The organism is Tardiphaga sp. P9-11 (assembly GCF_008329525.1).
In the GTDB taxonomy this organism is placed as follows: Bacteria; Pseudomonadota; Alphaproteobacteria; order Rhizobiales; family Xanthobacteraceae; genus Tardiphaga.
In genome coordinates, this window is record NZ_NPKQ01000004.1 from 150,664 (window position 1) to 170,918 (window position 20,255).

The 20,255-nt window shown below is 60.9% G+C and carries 19 protein-coding genes and 1 tRNA gene; 13 read left to right on the forward strand and 7 right to left on the reverse strand.

The window, feature by feature from the left end; translation table 11 throughout:
• Window positions 1-1,206 precede the first annotated feature (1,206 nt).
• The gene (locus CIW50_RS16110; protein WP_149532232.1) at window positions 1,207-1,476 is read left to right on the forward strand and encodes a hypothetical protein; all 270 of its coding nucleotides are present in this window, start codon (window positions 1,207-1,209) and stop codon (window positions 1,474-1,476) included.
• A 68-nt stretch (window positions 1,477-1,544) separates the two neighbouring features.
• Here CIW50_RS16110 and CIW50_RS16115 read toward each other — a convergent pair whose 3' ends face one another.
• Window positions 1,545-1,886 (reverse strand): hypothetical protein, encoded by a 342-nt coding sequence (locus CIW50_RS16115; protein WP_149532233.1) that lies wholly within the window; start codon window positions 1,884-1,886, stop codon window positions 1,545-1,547.
• Window positions 1,887-2,186: 300 nt separating this feature from the next.
• Between CIW50_RS16115 and CIW50_RS16120 the strand changes: the two genes are divergently transcribed.
• A complete protein-coding gene (locus CIW50_RS16120) occupies window positions 2,187-2,495 on the forward strand; it encodes a hypothetical protein (protein WP_149532234.1) in 309 nt (102 codons plus the stop codon).
• A gap of 33 nt (window positions 2,496-2,528) precedes the next feature.
• On the opposite strand, the gene CIW50_RS16125 is transcribed toward CIW50_RS16120, so the two are convergent.
• Window positions 2,529-3,380, reverse strand: a complete 852-nt coding sequence (locus tag CIW50_RS16125) for a hypothetical protein (protein WP_246664297.1) — start codon at window positions 3,378-3,380, stop codon at window positions 2,529-2,531.
• A 212-nt stretch (window positions 3,381-3,592) separates the two neighbouring features.
• Between CIW50_RS16125 and mbfA the strand changes: the two genes are divergently transcribed.
• Window positions 3,593-4,570 (forward strand): iron exporter MbfA, encoded by a 978-nt coding sequence (gene mbfA / locus CIW50_RS16130; RefSeq protein ID WP_149532235.1) that lies wholly within the window; start codon window positions 3,593-3,595, stop codon window positions 4,568-4,570.
• Window positions 4,571-4,885: 315 nt separating this feature from the next.
• Here the strand turns inward: mbfA and CIW50_RS16135 are convergent.
• Window positions 4,886-4,976, reverse strand: a tRNA-Ser gene (locus CIW50_RS16135).
• A 703-nt stretch (window positions 4,977-5,679) separates the two neighbouring features.
• Here CIW50_RS16135 and CIW50_RS16140 point away from each other — a divergent pair.
• Window positions 5,680-7,206, forward strand: coding sequence for a porin (locus CIW50_RS16140; RefSeq protein WP_149532236.1), 1,527 nt, complete (start codon window positions 5,680-5,682; stop codon window positions 7,204-7,206).
• A 142-nt stretch (window positions 7,207-7,348) separates the two neighbouring features.
• Here CIW50_RS16140 and CIW50_RS16145 read toward each other — a convergent pair whose 3' ends face one another.
• A complete protein-coding gene (locus tag CIW50_RS16145; protein WP_172980349.1) occupies window positions 7,349-9,568 on the reverse strand; it encodes a lytic transglycosylase domain-containing protein in 2,220 nt (739 codons plus the stop codon).
• Window positions 9,569-9,851: 283 nt separating this feature from the next.
• On the opposite strand from CIW50_RS16145, the gene dapA reads away from it, so the two are divergent.
• The 4 genes from dapA (at window position 9,852) to CIW50_RS16165 (ending at window position 12,418) form a co-directional block, all read left to right on the forward strand.
• Window positions 9,852-10,742, forward strand: coding sequence for a 4-hydroxy-tetrahydrodipicolinate synthase (dapA, locus tag CIW50_RS16150; RefSeq protein WP_149532238.1), 891 nt, complete (start codon window positions 9,852-9,854; stop codon window positions 10,740-10,742).
• A gap of 105 nt (window positions 10,743-10,847) precedes the next feature.
• Complete coding sequence (mscL, locus tag CIW50_RS16155) at window positions 10,848-11,264, forward strand: large conductance mechanosensitive channel protein MscL (protein WP_149532239.1); 417 nt, start codon at window positions 10,848-10,850, stop codon at window positions 11,262-11,264.
• A 66-nt stretch (window positions 11,265-11,330) separates the two neighbouring features.
• The gene (gene smpB, locus CIW50_RS16160; RefSeq protein ID WP_068732465.1) at window positions 11,331-11,804 is read left to right on the forward strand and encodes an SsrA-binding protein SmpB; all 474 of its coding nucleotides are present in this window, start codon (window positions 11,331-11,333) and stop codon (window positions 11,802-11,804) included.
• 38 nt (window positions 11,805-11,842) lie between these two features.
• Window positions 11,843-12,418 carry a peroxiredoxin gene (locus tag CIW50_RS16165; RefSeq protein WP_149532240.1) on the forward strand — a complete coding sequence of 192 codons (576 nt, stop codon included), beginning with the start codon at window positions 11,843-11,845 and terminating at the stop codon, window positions 12,416-12,418.
• 6 nt (window positions 12,419-12,424) lie between these two features.
• On the opposite strand, the gene CIW50_RS16170 is transcribed toward CIW50_RS16165, so the two are convergent.
• On the reverse strand, window positions 12,425-13,309 hold the full coding sequence (locus tag CIW50_RS16170) for an NmrA family NAD(P)-binding protein (RefSeq protein ID WP_149532241.1): 885 nt from the start codon (window positions 13,307-13,309) through the stop codon (window positions 12,425-12,427).
• 111 nt (window positions 13,310-13,420) lie between these two features.
• Here CIW50_RS16170 and CIW50_RS16175 point away from each other — a divergent pair, with 111 nt between their 5' ends.
• Window positions 13,421-14,314, forward strand: a complete 894-nt coding sequence (locus CIW50_RS16175; RefSeq protein ID WP_172980350.1) for a LysR family transcriptional regulator — start codon at window positions 13,421-13,423, stop codon at window positions 14,312-14,314.
• A 1-nt stretch (window position 14,315) separates the two neighbouring features.
• Here CIW50_RS16175 and CIW50_RS16180 read toward each other — a convergent pair whose 3' ends face one another.
• A complete protein-coding gene (locus CIW50_RS16180) occupies window positions 14,316-15,023 on the reverse strand; it encodes a uracil-DNA glycosylase (RefSeq protein ID WP_149532243.1) in 708 nt (235 codons plus the stop codon).
• Window positions 15,004-15,630, reverse strand: a complete 627-nt coding sequence (locus tag CIW50_RS16185; RefSeq protein ID WP_149532244.1) for a LabA-like NYN domain-containing protein — start codon at window positions 15,628-15,630, stop codon at window positions 15,004-15,006. The genes CIW50_RS16180 and CIW50_RS16185 overlap by 20 nt, the downstream gene beginning before the upstream one ends.
• Before the next feature lie 372 nt (window positions 15,631-16,002).
• Here CIW50_RS16185 and rpoZ point away from each other — a divergent pair, with 372 nt between their 5' ends.
• The 4 genes from rpoZ to acpS all read left to right on the forward strand — a co-directional run bounded on the left by rpoZ (window position 16,003) and on the right by acpS (window position 20,082).
• Window positions 16,003-16,395 carry a DNA-directed RNA polymerase subunit omega gene (gene rpoZ, locus CIW50_RS16190; protein ID WP_068732476.1) on the forward strand — a complete coding sequence of 131 codons (393 nt, stop codon included), beginning with the start codon at window positions 16,003-16,005 and terminating at the stop codon, window positions 16,393-16,395.
• A 153-nt stretch (window positions 16,396-16,548) separates the two neighbouring features.
• Entirely contained in the window at window positions 16,549-18,870 is a 2,322-nt protein-coding gene (locus CIW50_RS16195) for a RelA/SpoT family protein (RefSeq protein ID WP_149532245.1), read from the forward strand.
• A gap of 31 nt (window positions 18,871-18,901) precedes the next feature.
• Window positions 18,902-19,666 (forward strand): pyridoxine 5'-phosphate synthase, encoded by a 765-nt coding sequence (locus CIW50_RS16200; protein WP_149532246.1) that lies wholly within the window; start codon window positions 18,902-18,904, stop codon window positions 19,664-19,666.
• Entirely contained in the window at window positions 19,663-20,082 is a 420-nt protein-coding gene (acpS, locus tag CIW50_RS16205) for a holo-ACP synthase (protein WP_149532247.1), read from the forward strand. The genes CIW50_RS16200 and acpS overlap by 4 nt, the downstream gene beginning before the upstream one ends.
• Window positions 20,083-20,255 lie beyond the last annotated feature (173 nt).

Below are 20,255 nucleotides of genomic sequence, written 5' to 3' on the forward strand. Positions count from 1 at the left end.
TCGAAAAATATTTTCATTGCCAAAAATCCCGACTCAGAGTCCGCGGAGCCTGTTTTCAGTATCCGACTCACGTCTGGGAGCGGCAAAAGTTTGTGTAGTTGTTTGGTAGTACGAATTGCGGGCGCTCAGAAAAAATAAGCACTTTCCGCAATCTTGACATTTGTGGACGCAGAGTTTCCGGGCGTTTTTCGCCTCGCCCCGCATGCCGGATTTCAAGTTGTGACTGAGCCCGTGGGGGAAGTGGCGCCTCGCGCTCATCAACACTTCCTTAAGCGGGAGACTGTTCTTTTGAAATCGTTGGTGTATTCGGGATGAAGTGCATTTCGATTCCCGAGTGCACGCAGCGATCAAGTCATCTCTTTACTGGAGGGCAACATGGCCAAGAAAGCTACGAAGAAGGCAGTCAAGAAGACCGTCAAGAAGGCAGCGAAGAGCGCTGTGAAGAAGACCGCGAAGAAGACCAAGAAGGTCGCCAAGAAGAAGAAGTAACTTCTTCTGCCACGATCGACGTCGGTGGCAACGCCGGCGACGTCACAAGGGCCTCGGCAACGATTTGCTTCTCGAAGCGGATGTTGAGAGGCTCATGTCGACGAAGGAGGGTGTCGGCGAGACATCAGGTCAAACGGCTGGACCGTTACTCCCGGGCGGAGCTTGCTCTTCCCGCGAACCGGTCCGGCAAAGAAGCCGATCATTCCGTGATTGGCGTTCTTTATTCGGTGCGGATCATTGGTCCGCAGTTTCATCGGTGGCTTCGGCCACATGAGATATGATCCTGACGTGTTGCCGACGCCCTCGTTTTTGCCGGTGCGGGTCATCCCCGGCGCTTTGAATTTCCCAATCCCGAATATATTCAGGTTTCTTCGCTCGGACGTATCTGGCGTTGGCGTCGCCGCGCTCGCTGATCAGGCGTTTAATGTCTGTAGCCGCTGACGCTGTTGCGATGGTTACGGTATCCCAAAGCAGCAGGGTAAACCGAATTCCGCGAAAATGCAGAAAACCCGCATAAATACTGGGTTTTTGGCCGCGCGCGAGCCAGTTTCGGCTCCGGCTCTTCAGATTTCGTTCATCCCGATGCTTAAACTGCTCTTCAAATTTGATCGGTCATATTGATCCCAACAAGCCGGCAAACGGCGGTTGGGATTGCATCAAATAACGGACAGGAGCCGCGCTCGGAGCAGGGCGGCAAAACAAGAAAAGGAATGATCGATGTTTCAGGGACAGATTGATTTCGAAGCTGCGACGCCGATCGCAGAGACTGCCATCCAGGACGTACTATTCGAGCGCGGTCTGTACTGGGCGTCGGGCCGTTCGGGGATCGTTGACCTCGTCGCCGCACACAAGTGGTTCAATCTCGCTGCTCTCAAGGGCCGGGTCGACGCCATCCCGATGCGTCGCGAAGTAGCCGAGATGATGTCGGATATCGAGATCGCGGCTGCGCAGCGCGATGCCCGCGCCTGGCTGTCAACGGTTCACTAGTCCGGTCGTGCGGCTGTTCCGACGATCGCCGCAGGGGCGATCGATATGCCGGCTGCCATGTGACGCGCTCAAGCTTGACAGGAAGCCATCGTGGAGCGCCCGGCGCAGTGATGCCGGATCATGCGCCCGCCGAAATTCGTGCGACACCTGCTCCGTCGAACCTGCAGGTCCTGCTTCTTGACGATAGTGAAGATGCCGTCGGTCTCCACCTCGACCACATCGTGGTTGTCCTGCGTCGGCAAGCGGATCCGCGGTTTGCGGGCCGCGTTGGCAAGGCCGATAGTCCCTCCCTCATAGAGCCGCCAGGCGGCGATATCGTCCATGACCGGGAATGCCTTGGCGCAGTCCTTGGCGGCGTCGATCTGTGAGCTGCCGATAGTGCTTTCGCTCATCAGAACCAGCTGCAGCATTTGCTGCCCTTGATGTCCCGAAGCTTCCAAGCTCCGCAAATATCCTTGAGCATCACCGGATCGACCTCCTTGAGATCCATCAGCTTAACGGTCTACCCCGATGCGGTAGATGAGATCGTGATCCCGACGGCAGTCACAACGGCCCATTTCATATCGCGCACTCTCTCGCATACTTCCAAATGTACCGTAGCCACGTCACGGCCTTGTTACAGGCGTCACGGTTGTAACCGGCATGTGCGCCCCAATGTCCTTCTCGTTGCACAACGAGGCCGAGAGGCTGCAGAGGAAAAGGACAATGCCATGTCGACGAAGAGTCTCGCATGCCAGTCGATCATTCGCGCCAGTGGTCTCGCACTTCTTGCGGGTATCGCTGTCGGCGCAGCCCAGCCTGCGGCTGCAGCATCGGTGCCCGGGCATACGCAATCAATCACCCAGTCTGCTGCTGTCACATCTACCGATATCAGTGCAGCACGCCGGACCCGGCAGGCGCGACGCACAGCGCCGCGTGATGCTTATGGCAGTTATGTCGGTGGGGCAGGTGGTGTATCGCCATCCTATCCGGGCTTCGGTTACGGCGTTGGAGACAATTCGCGAAACCAGACTTGGTAGATGGGCCGCCCACGACGCTACGCGCCGGCGCTATCAATATGCCGGCATGCGTGTTGCTGAGCGTGCCATCGGATTGACTGGAGTGATCGGCCTGCGTTCGCTCGCTGCGGAATCTCCGCCGGGGGCAGGGAAGGCATAGCCGACGATTGTCTTGACTACGAAGCGATCCGATGCGGCTGTCAGGCCGTAGCCGGCGCCGAGATTGACGCTGAAGATGCCGAGCTTGAAGTCGGTCACGGCGAACAGTGTGTGGGACTGGCTGCTCACGCTGCCGAAGCGGCCGATCTCGCCGAAATCCGCATAATATTCGAGGCCGAGCTGAAGGTCGGGATTGATCCTCCGCGCGACGCGGACCGCCGGCGTGAAATCGATCTCGCCATTCCTGCCGAAGCCGACATCGATGATCGGATTGATGATGAACTCCCAGTCGTGTTTGCGGACGCCGAGGATCGGCCTGATCTCCAGACCGAAACGGGTCTGCGAAAACCTGGGTGTCGAATTGCTGATCTCGAAATTGACGCCGTAGAAAAATTCGCGCTGGTCCGCATTGGGCGACACGAACAGGGTCCGCAGCTTCACGGCGTCCGACAGGAACTGGTGATCCTGGACTGCGAAGGGAAGATAGAGACCGAGCTCCCACCAGTCTGTCACGCCGTAAGCAAATTCCGGCGTGCCGTTGAGGCTTCCGTTCGACACCAGCCCGCCGGGAAAAGGCGGCTCCTTCAGGCCACGGCCCACGTAGTTCAGGTGCTGCTGGATCGTCCACTGTCCGGGCGCGGCGATGCTGGCGTTGTAGACTTGGATTTCGTCGACGGCTCTGGCCTGGCTGAGCGTCGTCGCGCACAGGCAACCGGCGATCGACAGCGTCAGACAATAGCGCGTCATCTCGTTCAGCCTCTGCTTGAGCTCGTTCGGTCTGCGGTGGTCCGGTTGCAGATGAGCGCACCGCATTTCCGAAGCATCCGCCTCGGACACGCCCAGTTCCCTGGCAGCCGCATGGGGAAGGCATTTGACGCTTGCAATCCCGGAAAATGACCGCTATCTGCCGATTAGAATTATTCTAAAGTATTTTAGGCGACCTGATCAAGAGACTTGTGATGATCCTTGGCACTCCCGCGCGACGACGCTTTTCCGACCTGTCTGAGGCCGAAGTGCTGGCACTGGCCATTTCATCCGAAGAGGATGACGCGCGGATTTATGCGACTTATGCCGAGCAATTGCGCGGCGCCTATCCCGCGACAGCGGCGATCTTCGACGAGATGGCGGCCGAGGAAGACGGTCATCGCCAATTGCTGATCGATTCCTTCCAGCGCCGGTTCGGCAAGGTGATCCCGCTGATCCGGCGTGAGCATGTGGCCGGCTATTATTCCCGCCGACCGATCTGGCTGGTCCAGAATCTCGGTCTCGCGCGCATCAGGGCCGAAGCCGCGCGCATGGAGGATGACGCGGCGCAGTTCTATCTCCGTGCTGCGCAGGCCAGCAGCGATCCCGACACGCGCAAGCTGCTCGGCGATCTCGCCGCAGCGGAACGCCAGCACGAACATCGCGCCGAAGAGCTGACAGACGCGACGGCCAACGGCGATGCAGGCCTTGAGGAAGACGACAAGGCGAAGCGTCAGTTCATTCTGACATGGGTTCAACCCGGGCTCGCAGGCCTGATGGATGGATCGGTATCGACGCTGGCGCCGATCTTCGCGACGGCCTTTGCGACCCAGTCCACCTCGACGACCTTCACGGTAGCGCTTGCGGCCTCGGTCGGTGCCGGCATCTCGATGGGTTTCACCGAGGCCGCGCATGACGATGGCGTGATCTCGGGCCGCGGATCGCCGCTCAAGCGCGGACTGGCGTCCGGCCTCATGACGGCTGTCGGCGGCCTCGGTCACGCGCTGCCATATCTCATTCCGGAATTCTGGACGGCCACGATGATTGCGGGCCTTGTCGTCTTCGTGGAGCTATGGGCGATTGCCTGGATCCAGAACCGATATATGGAGACGCCGTTCCTGCGCGCCGCATTGCAGATCGTCGTCGGTGGCGCCCTGGTGCTGGCCGCCGGTATTCTCATCGGCGGCAGCTAGCGCACGCGAATGCCGGTTGCATAAGCCGGCGTAGGTAAGAGGCTAGCCGGAGATCAAGCAGCGGATCGAATTCGGCAGCTATCGCAACGTCATTTCAATCTCGATCAGTGCGGCACGCGTAGCGCCGAACATGTGCAACGTCACGCTGCGTCGGCGCCGTATTTATGTCGGCCGGTGTTTTTCCGCCTTCATGATCGCGTCGCTACGCACGTTGTCGCAGCAAGCTAACCGTGAATGTCCAAATCGATAACTTCGTCCAATGGGCGCCTTTCGTGCCCATCGAAATCATCGATGTTTTTTGAGGTCTGGGCGGGATGGCGGAGCCGGAGGGATTCGAACCCTCGATACCCTTGAGAGGTATGCCGCTTTAGCAAAGCGGTGCCTTCAGCCACTCGGCCACAGCTCCATCACCAGCGCTGCATATGCCCGACACCGCCGCGAGCCGCAAGCGCCAGATCGCTATTGGCGACGCCTGTTTGCAAAAATCGACCGCCTGGCCGGAAGGGGCACGTGGGATGTGCGTGTCACTCTATAATAGAACGGCATCATAGAACGGTGCTGCGCTGGGGTGGTCGGAGATATGGACGGGTGACCCGACCGCGAATGCCCTTATCCCCGGGGCGTTGCGCTCGCAGACTTGCCGGAATCCGATCGTCCGATGATGCCCGGCGATTCGGCCGCTAGCCAGTGCCAGCCGGCCAAATACGTCGCATGCGAGTGGGCAAGTGTTTCTACCCGTTACGGGATGGCCACCGCGCCGAAATGTGGCGATGAAAATTCTCTCGAAAAGACAGCGGCTTGCAGGAAGAGTGCGTTCACAAGCCCGTGTGATTTAAGCAACACAGCCTAGGAAACGGCCGAATGGAGGCCGCTTTGAGGCGTTCCATTGTTGCGGAGCGGGAAACCTTAGGAGATGGTCTCGGTGCGACGGAGGGGGGCATCCCGAGGTCGTCCCGTAAGGTGGTTCGTCCTGAACCTCGTCGGCACACCTTGTGCGACAGGTTTTGAGATCCGGAGCGTTTGCGGGTTGTCAGGGATTAAGGGGACTTGTCTTCAGGGTGGCCTCCACCCCGTTGCGGAACCTTCCCTAAAGCAACTTGGAGGTTTACATGAAGACGATTAAGGGCCTTATTCTCGGCTCGACGGCAGCTCTGCTCGCCGTTGGCGGAGCTCAGGCAGCCGATCTTCCCGTCAAGGCCAAAGCGGTCGAATACGTGAAGATCTGCTCCCTCTACGGCGCGGGTTTCTACTACATCCCGGGCACCGACACCTGCATCAAGATCGGCGGCGCGATCCGTTTGGACACCTCGTTCAACGCCGCAGCTTACGACACCCCATTCTGGCAGGGTGGCGCCGGTGGCAATAATCTTTGGACCAAGGATTATTTCATCACCCGCGAGCGTATCAACCTGACCACCGATACCCGCACTGCCACCGAATACGGTGTCGTTCGTACCTACGCGAACATCCAGTTCGACTTCTCGCAGAACCGTGAATCGATCGCTGGCGGCTTCACCGAAGTCGACTACGCCTTCATCCAGTTCGCCGGCTTCACCTTCGGTAAGGCCGTCTCGCAGTTCGATCCGCAGTGGGCCCTCAACAAGCCTTACATCTCGTCGGGCTTCATGGCTGGTTCGAACAACACGACCGGTATCGCGCAGATCGCCTACACCGCTTCGTTCGGTAACGGCGTGTCGGGCACGATCTCGCTCGAAAACGCTTCGGCCTATCGCAACGCCGGCCTCTGGAACACCAACTCGTTCATCACCGGACCGGGCGCGAGCACGTTCACGGGTGCGTTCTACGGCTCGTCGTCGAACACCTTCCTGGGCAACGCCTACGGCGGCAACCACATTCCTGACGTCGTCGGCAACATCCGCCTCGACCAGGCTTGGGGCACGCTGCACTTTGGCGCTGCGATGCACACTGCTACCCCGGGCTTCTACGGCGCGAACGAAGCTACCGGTCACGCTGATGACAAGTACGGTTTCGCAGTCAACGGTGCGGTTGAATTCAAGAACCTGCCCACCGGCGCTGGCGACACTCTGAAGCTCGAAGCAACCTACGCCAAGGGCGCAGCGAAGTACGCGATCGCTGGCGGCACCACCGACACCTCGGGCGGCGGTCGTTTCGCAAAGGTCGATGGCAACAGCATCGGCTTCGGCTACGTTCTCGATGGCGTCTACACCACCAATGGCCAGATCATCCAGAGCGAAGCCTGGTCGGTCGCTGGCTTCTACGAGCACTACTGGAACCCCGCATGGCGCACGTCGCTGTTCGGCAGCTACAGCAGCATCTCGTACGGTGATGGCAACGCTCTGATGCTCGCCGCATTCCAGGGCCTCACCACGGGTGGTCCGGGCGCGAGCAGCTCGTCGGCCGCAGCATCTCGCGCTGGCGTCTTCGCCGGCACGGGTAACTTCGACTTCGCTGTGGCCCAGATCGGTACCCGTACCGCCTGGACCCCCGTCAAGAACCTGACCCTGTCGGCTGAATTCACCTACAGCCGCCTCGAGCAGAACCTCAACGGCACCTACACCGCGTCGAGCATGTCCGGCAAGCCGGCTGGTACGGTCCTGAACACGAGCAACCAGAACCTCTACAACGGTTCGGTGCAGATCCTACGCTCGTTCTAATATCGACTGCCTCACGGCAATCGCTATCTGAAACAAAGACCCCCGGCAGGAAACTGCCGGGGGTTTTTGCTTGCGTGGATGACGTTGAATGCGGCGCTGCGACCGCCTCGATGACGGTGGTGAGTTCGTGCCGTGTCGCGTGCTACTCGACGCTGCTGCTGGCACCGCGATGCAGGTCGGCCTCAATCTGAAGCCGCGAGCCACCGCCGAAGCGGGCGCGATAGACCTGCAGATTCTCCATGATGCGCTGGACGTAGTTGCGCGTTTCCGAGAACGGAATCGACTCGACCCAGTCGACCGGATCGACCTTGGGGTCGCGCGGGTCGCCGTAGCGCTCGATCCATTTGCGTACGCTGCCGCGGCCGGCGTTATAGCCGGCGAAGGTCATGATGTAGGAGCCGCGATAGTCTTCGAGCAGGCCACCGAGTTCGGCGGCGCCCAGCGTAGCATTGTAGACCGAATCACCCTTGAGGCGCGCGAGGTCGTAGGTGCCGCCGTGTCGCTTGGTGACGTACTGCGCCGCGCTCGGCGTCACCTGCATCAGACCATAGGCCTGGGCCGGCGATACGACCGCCGGGTTGAAGGCGCTTTCCTGCCGTGCAATCGCATAGACGACAGCGGATTCGACTTCAGGTCCGATCGGGCGGTAGCTCGGAATGCCCGTTGTCGGATAGGCATAGTGATCGAAGGGCAGGCCGCGATTGAGCGCCGCCTTGCCGACCAGCAACGTGCCGCGGGCATCCTTGTTCTGTTGCGCGAGCTCGGCAAGGCCGAGCACAGCTTCCGGATCGCCGTTCTCGCCGACATCGGCGAAGATCGGAACGGCGACTTCGCGCTCGTCGATGGCGTAGAGCAGTTGCACCGCGCGGACGATTTCCAGTCGATCGAGCCCACGCGCGCGGGCGGTCAATGCACCACTGATGTCGAGCTGCTGCAGGCCAAGCTTCGCGCGTGCGAGCTGGCCGTAATAGCTGGTGGATTGCTCTGCTGCGCGCGTATAGGCGGCACGAGCTTCCTGGCTGCGGCCTGCGGCCTCCGCAGCACGGCCCTGCCAGTAACCGGCGCGGGCAAGAGCTGTCGGATTGACGCTGCCGACGCCGATACGTGCGAAGTGCTGTGCGGCAGTTGCTGGATCTTTCAGGAAGCGCAGCGCGATCCAGCCGGCGGTGAATTCCTGCTCGGTCTTGTAGATGTCGCGCGCGGGCAGGGCAGCATCGCGTGCCACGAGATAGGCCGCGCGGTGTTCGCCGACGTCGAGTAACTTGCGCGCCGTGAGACGTCGCTCGATCCACCATTCATCAAGATTGTGCAAGCGCTGTGGTTCGCGCGGCGCTGCAATCATCAGGCGCGCGGCTTCGCCGAATTTCTCCTCGCGGCGCAGCTGCTGAATGCGGCTGAAGATGTAGCCGGGGTCGCTATGCAGCTCGGACGGCACTGCAGCGAGCAAGGCGTTGGCGTTCGATGCCTTCTTGGTGACGCCGATGCGTGCCTTGGCCAACGCCATCTGTGCGCCGCCGAGGCGCTTGGCAGAGCGCAGCGCGGCATCTGAATCGCTGCCATAGAGCAGCATGTCCATGCGCGCCTTGTGATCGCCGGGCGTAATCAGCGGACCGAACATGTCGATGGCCATGTTCTCGGTATCGCCGGATATCGGATCGCTGCGCCATGCGTCACGGATCAGCCGTTCCGCGCCGGCGCGGTCGCCGCGCGCGAGCAAAGATTTGGCGAGTGCGAACTTGCCTTTGGCGGAGATCGGCTTCTCGCTCTCGAAATAGGACTGGATCGCGGAATCGTCGCGTTTGTCGTCCCACAGCGCCGCCTCCGTGCGACGACGCAGGAACGTCTGCGATGGCCAGCTCGGGTTGGCAGCAACGAAAGCCCGGTAACGTTCGACGGAGGCGCCATTGTCATCGCTACGCAGGTAGATCCATTCGCCGAGCTTGCGCGCGACCGGATCGCCAATCGTTTGGACAACCTGCGCTGCTTCCGAGCCCTTGCGTTTGCGGATCAGCTCGATGACGTTTTCGAGCGTTTCGGCATCTGCCTGCGAGGTCGACGTCGTCGCAGCGACGGCGGCACGGGCGACCGGCTTCTTGATGACAGGAGGAATGGCAGCGTGTTGGCGGGTGGCGGGTTGGATTGCGGGAGCGGGGCTCGCGGCATCCGGTGCAAGCGGCTTCGCGGGGGTAGCTACGGCCGTGGGGGCCTGTGCGGCACTGCGCGCGATGGGGCGCGCTTTCGGCAATGGTACCTTGGTGGCCGCCCAGGCCTCGACGGCCAGCACCGATACCCCGACCGCCAGCGCCAGACCGGAGCCCAAGGCCGTCCGCCGCGCAGTTGTGGTGAGAAACAGGTGCTTCACGGCATTCCCTCGCGGCGAATCAGACAATCGCACGCATTCCCATGATGTATTTGATTGAAACGGTGACCAAATCGTCAATTTCTGTAACCGCTTGCTCCTCTCTGCCCGGTGACGGCGGCGAAATCACGGCTGAACAGGCGGCAAACCTCGCTGAAACCGGCCGAAAACCGACCTGAAACTGCCTTAGGCGGTCTTTCGCCGCAGCCGCAGACTCGATAAGACTTGCAGTTCAATCAATCGGTTCAAGCAGACGGCTAAAGCCGCATCGCGTTCGGAGCAGACCATGGCAGCCAAGACAGATTTTCGGGGGTCTTACACCGCGCTGGTCACGCCGTTCAAAGATGGCGCGCTGGACGAAGCGGCCTTCCGTTCGCTTGTCAGTTGGCAGATCGCCGAGGGCAGCAACGGCCTCGTTCCGGTCGGCACCACAGGCGAGAGCCCGACGCTAAGCCACGAAGAGCACTACAAGGTCGTCGAATGGTGCATCGACGAAGCCAGGGGGCGCGTGCCGGTGATCGCTGGCGCCGGGTCCAACTCCACCAAGGAAGCGGTGGCACTGGCAAAGCATGCCGAGAAGGCCGGCGCCGATGCGGTGCTGGTGGTGACGCCATATTACAACAAGCCCACGCAAGAGGGCATGTATCAGCACTTCAAGGCGGTGAACGACGCCATCGGCATTCCCATCCTGATCTACAACATTCCGCCGCGTTCGGTGGTGGATATGTCCGTCGAGACCATGACGCGGCTGTTCGAATTGAAGAACATCGCCGGGGTCAAGGATGCCACCGCCAATCTCGCGCGCGTGTCGCAGCAGCGCCATGCCATGGGGCCGGATTTCCTGCAGATGTCGGGCGAGGACATGACCGCGCTGGCCTATATGGCGGCCGGCGGCCATGGCTGCATTTCGGTGGTTGCCAACGTCGCTCCGAAGCTGTGCGCCGATCTGATGAACGCAGTGCTCAAGGGCGACTACGCCGGTGCGTTGAAGCTTCAGGATCGTCTGACGCCATTGCATGATGCGATCTTCAAGGAGCCTGGCGTTGCCGGCGCCAAGCATGGGCTCGGATTGCTTGGCCGCATCACGGAAGAGGTGCGCCTGCCGCTGGTGACGGTGACGCCGCCGACAGGCAAGGTGATCCGCGACGCCATGGTTTTTGCCGGCCTCATCAACTAGGCATTTGCATCGACCAAGTGTCGAGTGACTTTTGCTTGGCTGCGTCATCGCTCCTTATCTGTAAGTGCGTCCCCGTCGTTCGTTGAAAACAAAAAGGAATTGCAGATGCTGAAGGAATTTCGCGATTTCGCGATGAAGGGCAATGTGGTCGATCTCGCGGTCGGCGTGATTATCGGTGCCGCGTTCGGTGCGATCGTCTCGTCGATGGTGGCCGACATCATCATGCCGATCATCGGTGCCATCACCGGCGGTCTCGATTTCTCGAATTATTTCACGGGTCTTTCCAAAACCGTCACGGCGACAAATCTGGCCGATGCCAAGAAACAGGGCGCCGTGCTGGCTTGGGGCAGCTTCCTGACACTCACGCTCAACTTCATTATTGTCGCCTTCGTTCTGTTCATGGTCATCCGTTTCATGAACCAGTTGAAGCGCAACGATGCCGCCAAGCCGGCTGAGCCGCCGAAGCCGACCCGCGAAGAAGAATTGCTGACCGAGATCCGCGATCTGCTCAAGAAGGCCTGAGCCCAGAGCTTGGGCCGGGCGTTCGCGGTACTTATATCCGGTCAGGTACGCTGAAAGTATTGGATGATGGCCGAGAAGAACGAACGCCCGATCAAGGTGATCGCAGAAAACCGCAAGGCGCGGTTCAACTACGCCGTCGAGGACACGGTCGAGGCGGGAATCGCCTTGACCGGGACCGAGGTGAAGTCGATCCGCAATGGCAAAAGCACCATTGCGGAATCTTACGCCGATCCCAAGGACGGCGAGATCTGGCTGATCAACTGCAATATCCCTGAATATCTGCAGGCCAACCGCTTCAATCATGAGCCGAAGCGACCGCGCAAGCTGCTGCTTCATCGCAAGCAGATCAACAAGCTGATGGGCGCGGTAGAACGCCAGGGCATGACCCTTGTGCCGCTGAAGATGTACTTCAACGAACGCGGCCGCGTTAAGCTGCAGCTTGCGCTGGCCAAGGGCAAGCAGCTCCATGACAAGCGTGCGAGCGAGAAGGATCGCGACTGGGGCCGCGAGAAGGGGCGTTTGCTCCGCGCGAGAGGCTGAGGCTGGGCGTCGCCCATCCCTGCAAACAAGAGGATGTGATGACGCAAGGCAACCTGCTCGAAGTCGACTGGAGCAAGATCCCGGCACCGAAAGACGATGGCGCGGCCACTCACCTGATCGGCATGACGATTCCGCCGATCAGCTTGCGCGCCACCAACGATACCGCGGTTACGCTGTCAGAGCTCACCGGCCGCACCGTGGTGTTTGGCTATCCGCGCACAGGCGAGCCCGGCAAGATTGGGCTGGTCGATGACTGGGACATGATTCCGGGCGCGCGCGGCTGCACGCCGCAGGCCTGTTCGTTCCGCGATCTGTTCTCGGAGCTCAAGGCCGCTGGCGCTAAACATGTGTTTGGCCTGTCGACGCAGAGCAACGATTACCAGACCGAAATGGCCGGACGGCTGCATCTGCCGTTCCCGGTATTGTCCGACGAGCAGCTTGAGCTGAGCAACGCGCTCAGCCTGCCGACCATGGACGTCGCTGATCTCACGTTGATCAAGCGCATGGCGCTGATCATCGACGACGGCAAGATCACCCACGTGTTCTATCCGGTGTTTCCACCGGATCGGAATGCGGGGGATGTGCTGGAATGGCTGAAGGCGAATCCGGTTTAGTTCGGGCTAGGACGAGCCGGCCTTGATGGGTGTCTCGGCAACGAGTGCCTCGATAGCCTGATCGATTGTGATCGTGCCCTTGCGCGATTCCGCCCCGCGTTTTGGGAAGTCGATCCAGCCTTCGTTGAAGCCATCGAGCATCTGCATTCGCGGTGTCGGATTCGTCATGCCTTGCTCGCGAAACAGTCTGTCCCAGCCATCGCGCGCAACGATGCGAGCTCTGACGGGACTGCCGAGCGCGTTCGTGAACCCCTCGGCTATACCGTTCGGCGACACGCGGCGGGGGCCTTCGAGCTCGATCACGCGATGGCCCACCCAGCTTTCGAGCAGGAGTTCTGCTGCTGTGCGGCCGACGTCTTCAGCGGAGACCATCGGGAAGATTTTATCCAGCGGCTGGAGATAGCTCGGGATGACGCCGTCCTTGCGTGCGGGCGCGACGTCCCACGCCGCGTTCTCCATGAACCATGCCGCGCGGAGAAAGGTCACGGGCATCGGCAGGTCGGCGAGTGCGTGCTCAAGCAGTCCGAGCTGGTTGAGCAGATTCGGCTGCTGCGCATCCGCTCCAATAGTTGAGAGCACGACGACCTTCTCTGGCTGCGCGTGCTGCAGGGCGCTGCGAAGCGCTTCGATCAATCTGCGTGCTTCGCGGAAATCCGGGCTCGGATCGAAATTCGGCGGCAGCATCACGAATGCGCCGGCGCTGCGGGAGAGCGCTGCGGTTGTGGCGGTGACATCGGTGCTGTCGGCGATGGCAACTTCCGCGCCGAGTGCTGTCCATGACGCTCCCTTGCCGGCGTCACGAACGACAACGCGAATGGGCTCCCGATCGGCTATCAACGCGCGGGCGACGGCGCCGCCGACTTTGCCAGTGGCTCCTGTAATGGCGAACATGGGAATTCTCCGGATGCGTTAGAAACGTCGCTCTTGTTGCACCGATCGATATTTGACTGAAATGCGTGTTCGTCACATCATTGCTGACTATGTGTCAGGAATGATGTGACGATGGACGGACGTCTGTTAACCGGTGTCACCGTACTCGATGCGGTGATCGCCAGCGGCGGGTTTTCCAAAGCGGCGGACGCGCTGGGGATGTCGTCGTCAGGTGTCAGCCATGCGATCGCCAGGCTGGAGGCGCGACTTGGTGTGCGCCTGCTCGATCGCACCACGCGATCGGTGGCGCTCACCGACGAGGGGCGGCGGTTCTACGAGCGGGTGCGACCGTCGCTGGAGGAGATCGAGGAAGCCGCCGTCGATGCGTCCAGTGCCGCCGCACGGGTCCGCGGCCGGTTGCGAGTCAACATCGATCCATTCTTCTCGCGTCTTGTGCTGGCAGGTAACCTCGGCGGCTTTCTCGCGAAATATCCTGAACTGGCACTGGAGATGATCACGCGCGAACAGGTCGGCGATCTCGTCGCCGATGGCGTCGATGTCGCCGTGCGCTTCGGCGAGCCGCTCGCTGCATCGCTGATCGCGCGCAAACTTGCGGATATCCAGATCCTCACCGTGGCGTCGCCACGTTATCTGAAGCGCCATGGCAGACCGCGGGTGCCGCAGGATTTGCCCAGGCATTCCTGCATCGATTTCCGTGATCCGCAGACCGGTCGCGCCTATGACTGGGAGTTTCATCGCAATGGCAAGATTCTGCCGGTAAAGGTCGCGAGTCGCCTGGTGCTGAGCGATGCGGGGACGATGCTGACCGAATGTCTGGCGGGGACAGGTATCTGTCAGGTGCTGGCGATTGCCGTGAAGGACCAACTTGCCAAAGGTAAACTGGTCAACCTGTTCCCCGACTGGGCCGACGAGACCTTTCCGCTCTATGCGCTGTATCCGTCGCGGCATCACCCGGCGGCGAAAGTCCGTGCCTTCATCGACTTCGTATCGCAGACGGTCCGCTGATTTACTGCGCCAGATCCGCCTTCACCCGTGCGAACACCGCCCGAAACATCTCTGGCGTCAGCACCCGCGTGTTCGTGTTGTAGCGCGAGCAGTGATAGCTGTCGTAGAGCTTGAAGCGGCCGGCATCGTGGACAGCGCCATGCGCAAAGGGTGCCGCCACAGCGCGCATGCCGAGCGTCCTCAGCATGGTGTCGTGGGCGACGCGGCCGAGTAGCACGATGGCCCGCAATCGCGGCATCGTGTCCATCGTGGCGATCAGAAACGGTCGGCAGGTCGTGATCTCGACCGGCAGCGGCTTGTTTTGCGGCGGCACGCAGCGCACCGCGTTGGTTATCCGGCAATCCTGCAGCGTCAGCCCGTCATCAGGGCGGGCTTCATAGGTGCCAGCGGCAAATTCGAAATCGAGCAGGGTCTCGTAAAGCAGGTCGCCGGCATAGTCGCCGGTAAACGGACGCCCGGTGCGGTTGGCGCCCTGCACGCCGGGGGCAAGGCCGACGATCAGCAGCGCGGCATCGGAGGCGCCGAAAGACGGCACGGGTCCGTTGTAGCCCACAGGGTCGCGGGCGCGCACCTCATGCCGGTAATCGACGAGGCGGGGGCACAGTGGACAATCGCGCCCGGGATCGGTGGAGGTGCCAGCGGAGTTCGCTGTTGCGACCACCGCCGGCTGTTGTCTGCTTAATTGCGTCTTAGTCTTCGAAATCTTCATCGCCTCGGGGCGCCATAGTGGTCGCGCGCTGCAGGAATTGCGGCGTCTGGTGACGCGGCTCACGCGGAGCAGGGCGCTCTGCCGGATCACGGCCGAGTTTGCTCTGCAGTTCCATGAGATCGGTAAACACGTCTGCCTGGCGGCGCAACTCATCGGCGATCATCGGCGGCTGGCTGGAGATGGTGGATACCACCGTCACGCGGACACCGCGGCGCTGCACGGCCTCCACCAGGGAGCGGAAGTCGCCATCGCCCGAGAACAGCACGATCTGGTCGACATGTTCGGCCAGTTCCATGGCATCGACCGCAAGTTCGATGTCCATATTGCCCTTCACCTTGCGCCGCCCAGACGCATCGATGAACTCCTTGGTGGCCTTGGTGACCACCGTATACCCGTTGTAGTCGAGCCAATCGATCAATGGGCGAATCGACGAGTATTCCTGATCCTCGATGATGGCTGTGTAATAGAAGGCCCGGACAAGGGTGCCGCGGCTCTGAAATTCCTTGAGGAGGCGCTTGTAGTCGATATCGAAGCCGAGCGTCTTGGCGGTTGCGTAAAGATTGGCGCCATCGATGAAGAGAGCGATCTTGTCAGATGTGAGGGACATCAAGTTTTCTCATGTGGGTTGTTGTTGTTAGCGTTTTTGGCGCAATCCCGTTGTCGCGCATTTGAATCACATTCGTCGTCCGCTCTTCGCCGGATCGACCTTATAGACGTTCACGCAATCAGCTGGTCTGGAACTGCCCGAATATGCTGTTCCATCTGCCCCTGCAATGTAGCCTTTTGGTGTCGAGAAATCCGCTTCTGCCCAGATGGATGCCACCGCTTCTGCAGCTTCTTTCGAGGGTACCATAGTGAGGCAAAAAACCAAGCCAAGAAGGCCGCAATTCCAAATTGGTCCTTGCGAATGCCGCAAAGCCCCTATACCTACGGCACTTAATCATCATATTCGGTCCCACAACAAACGGAGCGACATTTTATGGCGCGCGTAACCGTCGAAGATTGCATCGATAAGGTCGACAACCGGTTCGACCTGGTGTTGCTGGCAGCACACCGGGCACGAATGATCTCGTCCGGTTCACAGCTTACGATTGATCGCGACAACGACAAGAATCCCGTTGTTTCGCTGCGCGAAATCGCCGATCAGACCATTTCTCCGGAAGACCTCCGCGAGGAACTGGTCCATTCACTGCAGAAGTTCGTCGAAGTGGATGAGCCCGAGCCGGATACGATTCCGCTGATCGGTTCTGCCGGCGCCAGCGTCGATGCCGACGATACCGAAGTGGCCGTCGAGCGCATGACCGAAGAAGAGCTGCTGAAGGGCCTCGAAGGCCTCGCTCCGCCGGAAGAGCAGCCCGAAGAAGACGAGTAAGACGACACACACGGTTATTTGCTTAACCGTTTTGATCATCAGCTATCACAAAGGCCCGGACATCCGTCCGGGCCTTTGCTTTTGCAGTCGATTTCAGGGCAAACTTGCGATGAAGAATCCAGGTCGCTGCTGACCGGATCGAACGAGGCTAGGATGGCGACTTCGCGCCGTAATAAACGGCAGATGCAGGCTGCGAACGACACGGTCGCCGCGGTTCAGCCAGTTTCGCCTGAAGCACTGTCTGCAGAGACGCCAATTCCGGCGAAAGTGCCACGGACATCCCGTGTCCGAATGATGCGGCAATACGATCTGGTGGACCGCGTCCGGGCCTATAACCCGAACACCGACGAGGACCTTCTCAACCGCGCCTATGTCTATGCCATGGTCGCCCATGGCGAGCAGACGCGGGCATCAGGCGACCCGTATTTCTCCCACCCGCTGGAAGTGGCGGCGATCCTCACGGACCTGAAGCTCGACGACGCCACCATCGTGGCGGCGCTGCTGCACGACACGATCGAGGACACCGAGGCGACCCGGACCGAAATCGACAAGCTGTTCGGCGCCGAAATCGGCGCGCTGGTCGAGGGCCTGACCAAGCTGAAGCGGCTCGAACTGGTGTCGCGCGAAGCCAAGCAGGCCGAGAACCTGCGCAAGCTGCTGCTGGCGATTGCCGACGACGTCCGGGTCCTGCTGATCAAGCTCGCCGACCGTCTGCACAATATGCGGACGATGGAGTTCATGCCGCCGGCCTCGCGCCGCCGCATCGCCGAGGAGACCCTCGACATCTATGCGCCGCTCGCCGGCCGCATGGGTATGCAGGCGATGCGCGAGGAGCTGGAGGAGCTGTCCTTCAAGGTGCTCGATCCCGACGCCTATCTGGTGGTGATGCAGCGCCTGGACTCGCTGACCGAGCGCAATCGAAACCTCATCGACATGATCGAGAGTCATCTCTCCACGAAGCTGGAGAAGAACGGCATCGCGGCGCGGGTGACCGGCCGGCGCAAGAAGCCGTTTTCGATCTGGACCAAGATGAAGCGCAAGTCGGTGGGCTTCGAGCAGCTGTCGGATATCTACGGCTTCCGCGTCGTGCTGCAGGACATGGAAGCATGCTACCGCGCACTCGGCGTCGTGCACACGACCTGGCCCGTCGTGCCGGGTCGCTTCAAGGATTACATCTCGACGCCGAAGCAGAACGATTATCGCTCGATCCACACCACGGTGATCGGCCCCGGCAACCAGCGCGTCGAATTGCAGATCCGTACCGAGGATATGAACAGCATCGCCGAATACGGCATCGCCGCGCATGCGTTCTACAAGGACGGCGTGGGATCTCCGACCGAGATGCTCAAGCGCGAGTCCAATGCTTTTTCCTGGCTGCGTCACACCATAGGCATTCTGTCGGAGAGCACCAACCCGGAAGAATTCCTTGAGCATACCAAGCTCGAACTGTTCCACGATCAGGTGTTCTGCTTCACCCCGAAGGGTAAGCTGATCGCGTTGCCGCGTAACGCCAATGTGGTCGACTTCGCCTATGCCGTGCATACCGACGTCGGCAACAGCGCGGTGGGTTGCAAGATCAACGGCAAGTTTGCGCCGCTGTCGTCCGAACTGCAGAATGGCGACGAAGTCGAAGTGTTGACCTCGGCCGCGCAACAGGCGCCGCCGTCAGCGTGGGAAGGCCTGGCAGTCACTGGCAAGGCCCGCGCTGCGATCCGGCGTGCGACGCGAACGGCGGTACGCGATCAATATGCCAGTCTTGGCCGCCGCATTGTCGAGCGCCTGTTCGCGCGGGCCAAGATGGACTATTCGGACGACCAGCTGAAGGGGGCGCTGCCACGCCTGGCGCGGACCTCCATCGATGACGTGATGGCCTCGGTCGGGCGCGGCGAGTTGCGCGCCGCGGACGTCGCGCGCGCGATGTATCCGGATTACAAGGAAGAGCGCATCGGCCGTTTTTCGGCCAACAACAAGAAGTCCACGGCGGACAAGGTGAGAACGCCCGACGGCGCAACGCGCTTCACCTCGATCATTTCAATTGGCGGCGTCAATTCCGACCTGCCGGTGAAGTTTGCTCCGAACGGTGGCGCGGTGCCGGGCGACCGCATTGTTGGTATCGTCACACCGGGCGAGGGCATCACGATCTATCCTATCCAGTCACCGGCGCTAAAGGATTTCGAGGAAGAGCCGGAGCGTTGGGTCGACGTGCGCTGGGATATCGATGAGTCCTCGCCGCAGCGTTTCCCGGCCAGACTCTTTTTGCAGAATGTCAACGAGCCGGGCAGTCTGGCGCAGATCGCCCAGGTGATCGCCGACCATGACGGCAATATCGACAATATCAGCATGCATCGACGCTCGCCTGATTTCACCGAACAGACCATCGATCTCGGTGTCTACGACCTCAAGCATCTCAGCGCGATCATCAATCAGTTGCGCGCCAAGGCCGTGGTCGCCAAGGTCGAACGGGTCAATGGATAGCGTCTCACCTTAGATTTTCTGGAATTCCGTCATGTCCTCATCCTCGCTGCGCCTCGGCGTTAACATCGATCACGTCGCGACCCTGCGCAACGCGCGGGGCGGGAAGCATCCCGATCCCGTCCGTGCCGCGCTGGAAGCCATCTCGGCGGGGGCCGACGGCATCACGGCGCATCTGCGTGAGGATCGTCGCCACATCCGCGATGCCGATATGGAGCGATTGAAAGCGGAGATTTCCAAGCCGCTGAATTTCGAGATGGCGGCAACGCCGGATATGGTGCGGATTGCGCTGTCGGTAAAGCCACATGCCGTCTGTCTGGTGCCAGAGCGGCGCGAAGAACTGACCACCGAAGGCGGGCTCGACGTGGTCGGCCAGCGTGAATCGCTGGAGCCGTCGATCGCGCGCTTCACAGAAGCAGGTGTGCGGGTGTCGCTCTTCATTGCGGCCGACCCCAAGCAGATCGAAATGGCTGCCAGGCTGAAGGCTCCCGTGATCGAACTGCACACGGGCGCCTGGTGCGATGCCATCACCGACGGTGATACGGCCAAGGCGGCCCGCGAATGGCAGCGCATTGCCGCCGGTGCCAGGCTGGCGAAGTCTGCTGGCCTGGAAGTGCATGCCGGCCACGGTCTCGACTATGCCACCGCCGAGACGATTTCGGCGCTCCCTGAAATCATGGAGCTGAACATCGGCTACTATATGATCGGCGAGGCACTGTTCATCGGCCTGTCCGATACGGTGCGTCTGATGCGCGCGGCGATGGATCGCGGGCGGATGCAGTCCAAGAGTGCATCATGATCATCGGGATAGGTTCCGATCTGATCGACATTACGCGCGTCGCCAAGGTGATCGAGCGGCATGGCGACCGCTTTCTCGATCGCATCTTTACGGAAGCCGAGCGGGCGAGGGCGCAACGCCGCGCCAAGAGCGAGAAGATGGTGGTAGCGACCTATGCCAAGCGTTTCGCCGCCAAGGAGGCCATGTCCAAGGCGCTGGGGACCGGCATCCGGCAAGGCGTCTGGTGGCGGGATATGGGCGTCGTCAACTTACCCGGGGGGAAGCCCTCCATGAAGCTCACCGGCGGCGCGTTGGAACGCTTGCAGGCCCTGATACCGCCCGGCCACGAAGCCCAGATCGATCTGTCGATCACGGACGATTGGCCCCTGGCGCAGGCTTTCGTCATAATTTCGGCCGTCCCTTCGCCCAAATCCTGAGGCAAGCCCTGAGGGCAGGCTGTGCGACGGCAGACCGGACGCCAAACCGGCAGGAAATAGCGGCTTTTCGGGGCGGTTCATTGCACCGTTACCAACAACCGTTTAAACCTGCGACGACACCGAACCGACGCCAATTCTCGCTAACGCCGCTCATGGCATTTGCAGGACTTTGC

Coding starts and splice junctions, on each gene's coding strand:
- CIW50_RS16110 (WP_149532232.1), top strand. CDS start 1,207: ATGTTTCAGGGACAGATTGATTTCGAAGCTGCGACGCCGATCGCAGAG.
- CIW50_RS16115 (WP_149532233.1), bottom strand. CDS start 1,886: ATGCTGCAGCTGGTTCTGATGAGCGAAAGCACTATCGGCAGCTCACAG.
- CIW50_RS16120 (WP_149532234.1), top strand. CDS start 2,187: ATGTCGACGAAGAGTCTCGCATGCCAGTCGATCATTCGCGCCAGTGGT.
- CIW50_RS16125 (WP_246664297.1), bottom strand. CDS start 3,380: ATGACGCGCTATTGTCTGACGCTGTCGATCGCCGGTTGCCTGTGCGCG.
- mbfA (WP_149532235.1), top strand. CDS start 3,593: ATGATCCTTGGCACTCCCGCGCGACGACGCTTTTCCGACCTGTCTGAG.
- CIW50_RS16140 (WP_149532236.1), top strand. CDS start 5,680: ATGAAGACGATTAAGGGCCTTATTCTCGGCTCGACGGCAGCTCTGCTC.
- dapA (WP_149532238.1), top strand. CDS start 9,852: ATGGCAGCCAAGACAGATTTTCGGGGGTCTTACACCGCGCTGGTCACG.
- mscL (WP_149532239.1), top strand. CDS start 10,848: ATGCTGAAGGAATTTCGCGATTTCGCGATGAAGGGCAATGTGGTCGAT.
- smpB (WP_068732465.1), top strand. CDS start 11,331: ATGGCCGAGAAGAACGAACGCCCGATCAAGGTGATCGCAGAAAACCGC.
- CIW50_RS16165 (WP_149532240.1), top strand. CDS start 11,843: ATGACGCAAGGCAACCTGCTCGAAGTCGACTGGAGCAAGATCCCGGCA.
- CIW50_RS16170 (WP_149532241.1), bottom strand. CDS start 13,309: ATGTTCGCCATTACAGGAGCCACTGGCAAAGTCGGCGGCGCCGTCGCC.
- CIW50_RS16175 (WP_172980350.1), top strand. CDS start 13,421: ATGGACGGACGTCTGTTAACCGGTGTCACCGTACTCGATGCGGTGATC.
- CIW50_RS16180 (WP_149532243.1), bottom strand. CDS start 15,023: ATGAAGATTTCGAAGACTAAGACGCAATTAAGCAGACAACAGCCGGCG.
- CIW50_RS16185 (WP_149532244.1), bottom strand. CDS start 15,630: ATGTCCCTCACATCTGACAAGATCGCTCTCTTCATCGATGGCGCCAAT.
- rpoZ (WP_068732476.1), top strand. CDS start 16,003: ATGGCGCGCGTAACCGTCGAAGATTGCATCGATAAGGTCGACAACCGG.
- CIW50_RS16195 (WP_149532245.1), top strand. CDS start 16,549: ATGGCGACTTCGCGCCGTAATAAACGGCAGATGCAGGCTGCGAACGAC.
- CIW50_RS16200 (WP_149532246.1), top strand. CDS start 18,902: ATGTCCTCATCCTCGCTGCGCCTCGGCGTTAACATCGATCACGTCGCG.
- acpS (WP_149532247.1), top strand. CDS start 19,663: ATGATCATCGGGATAGGTTCCGATCTGATCGACATTACGCGCGTCGCC.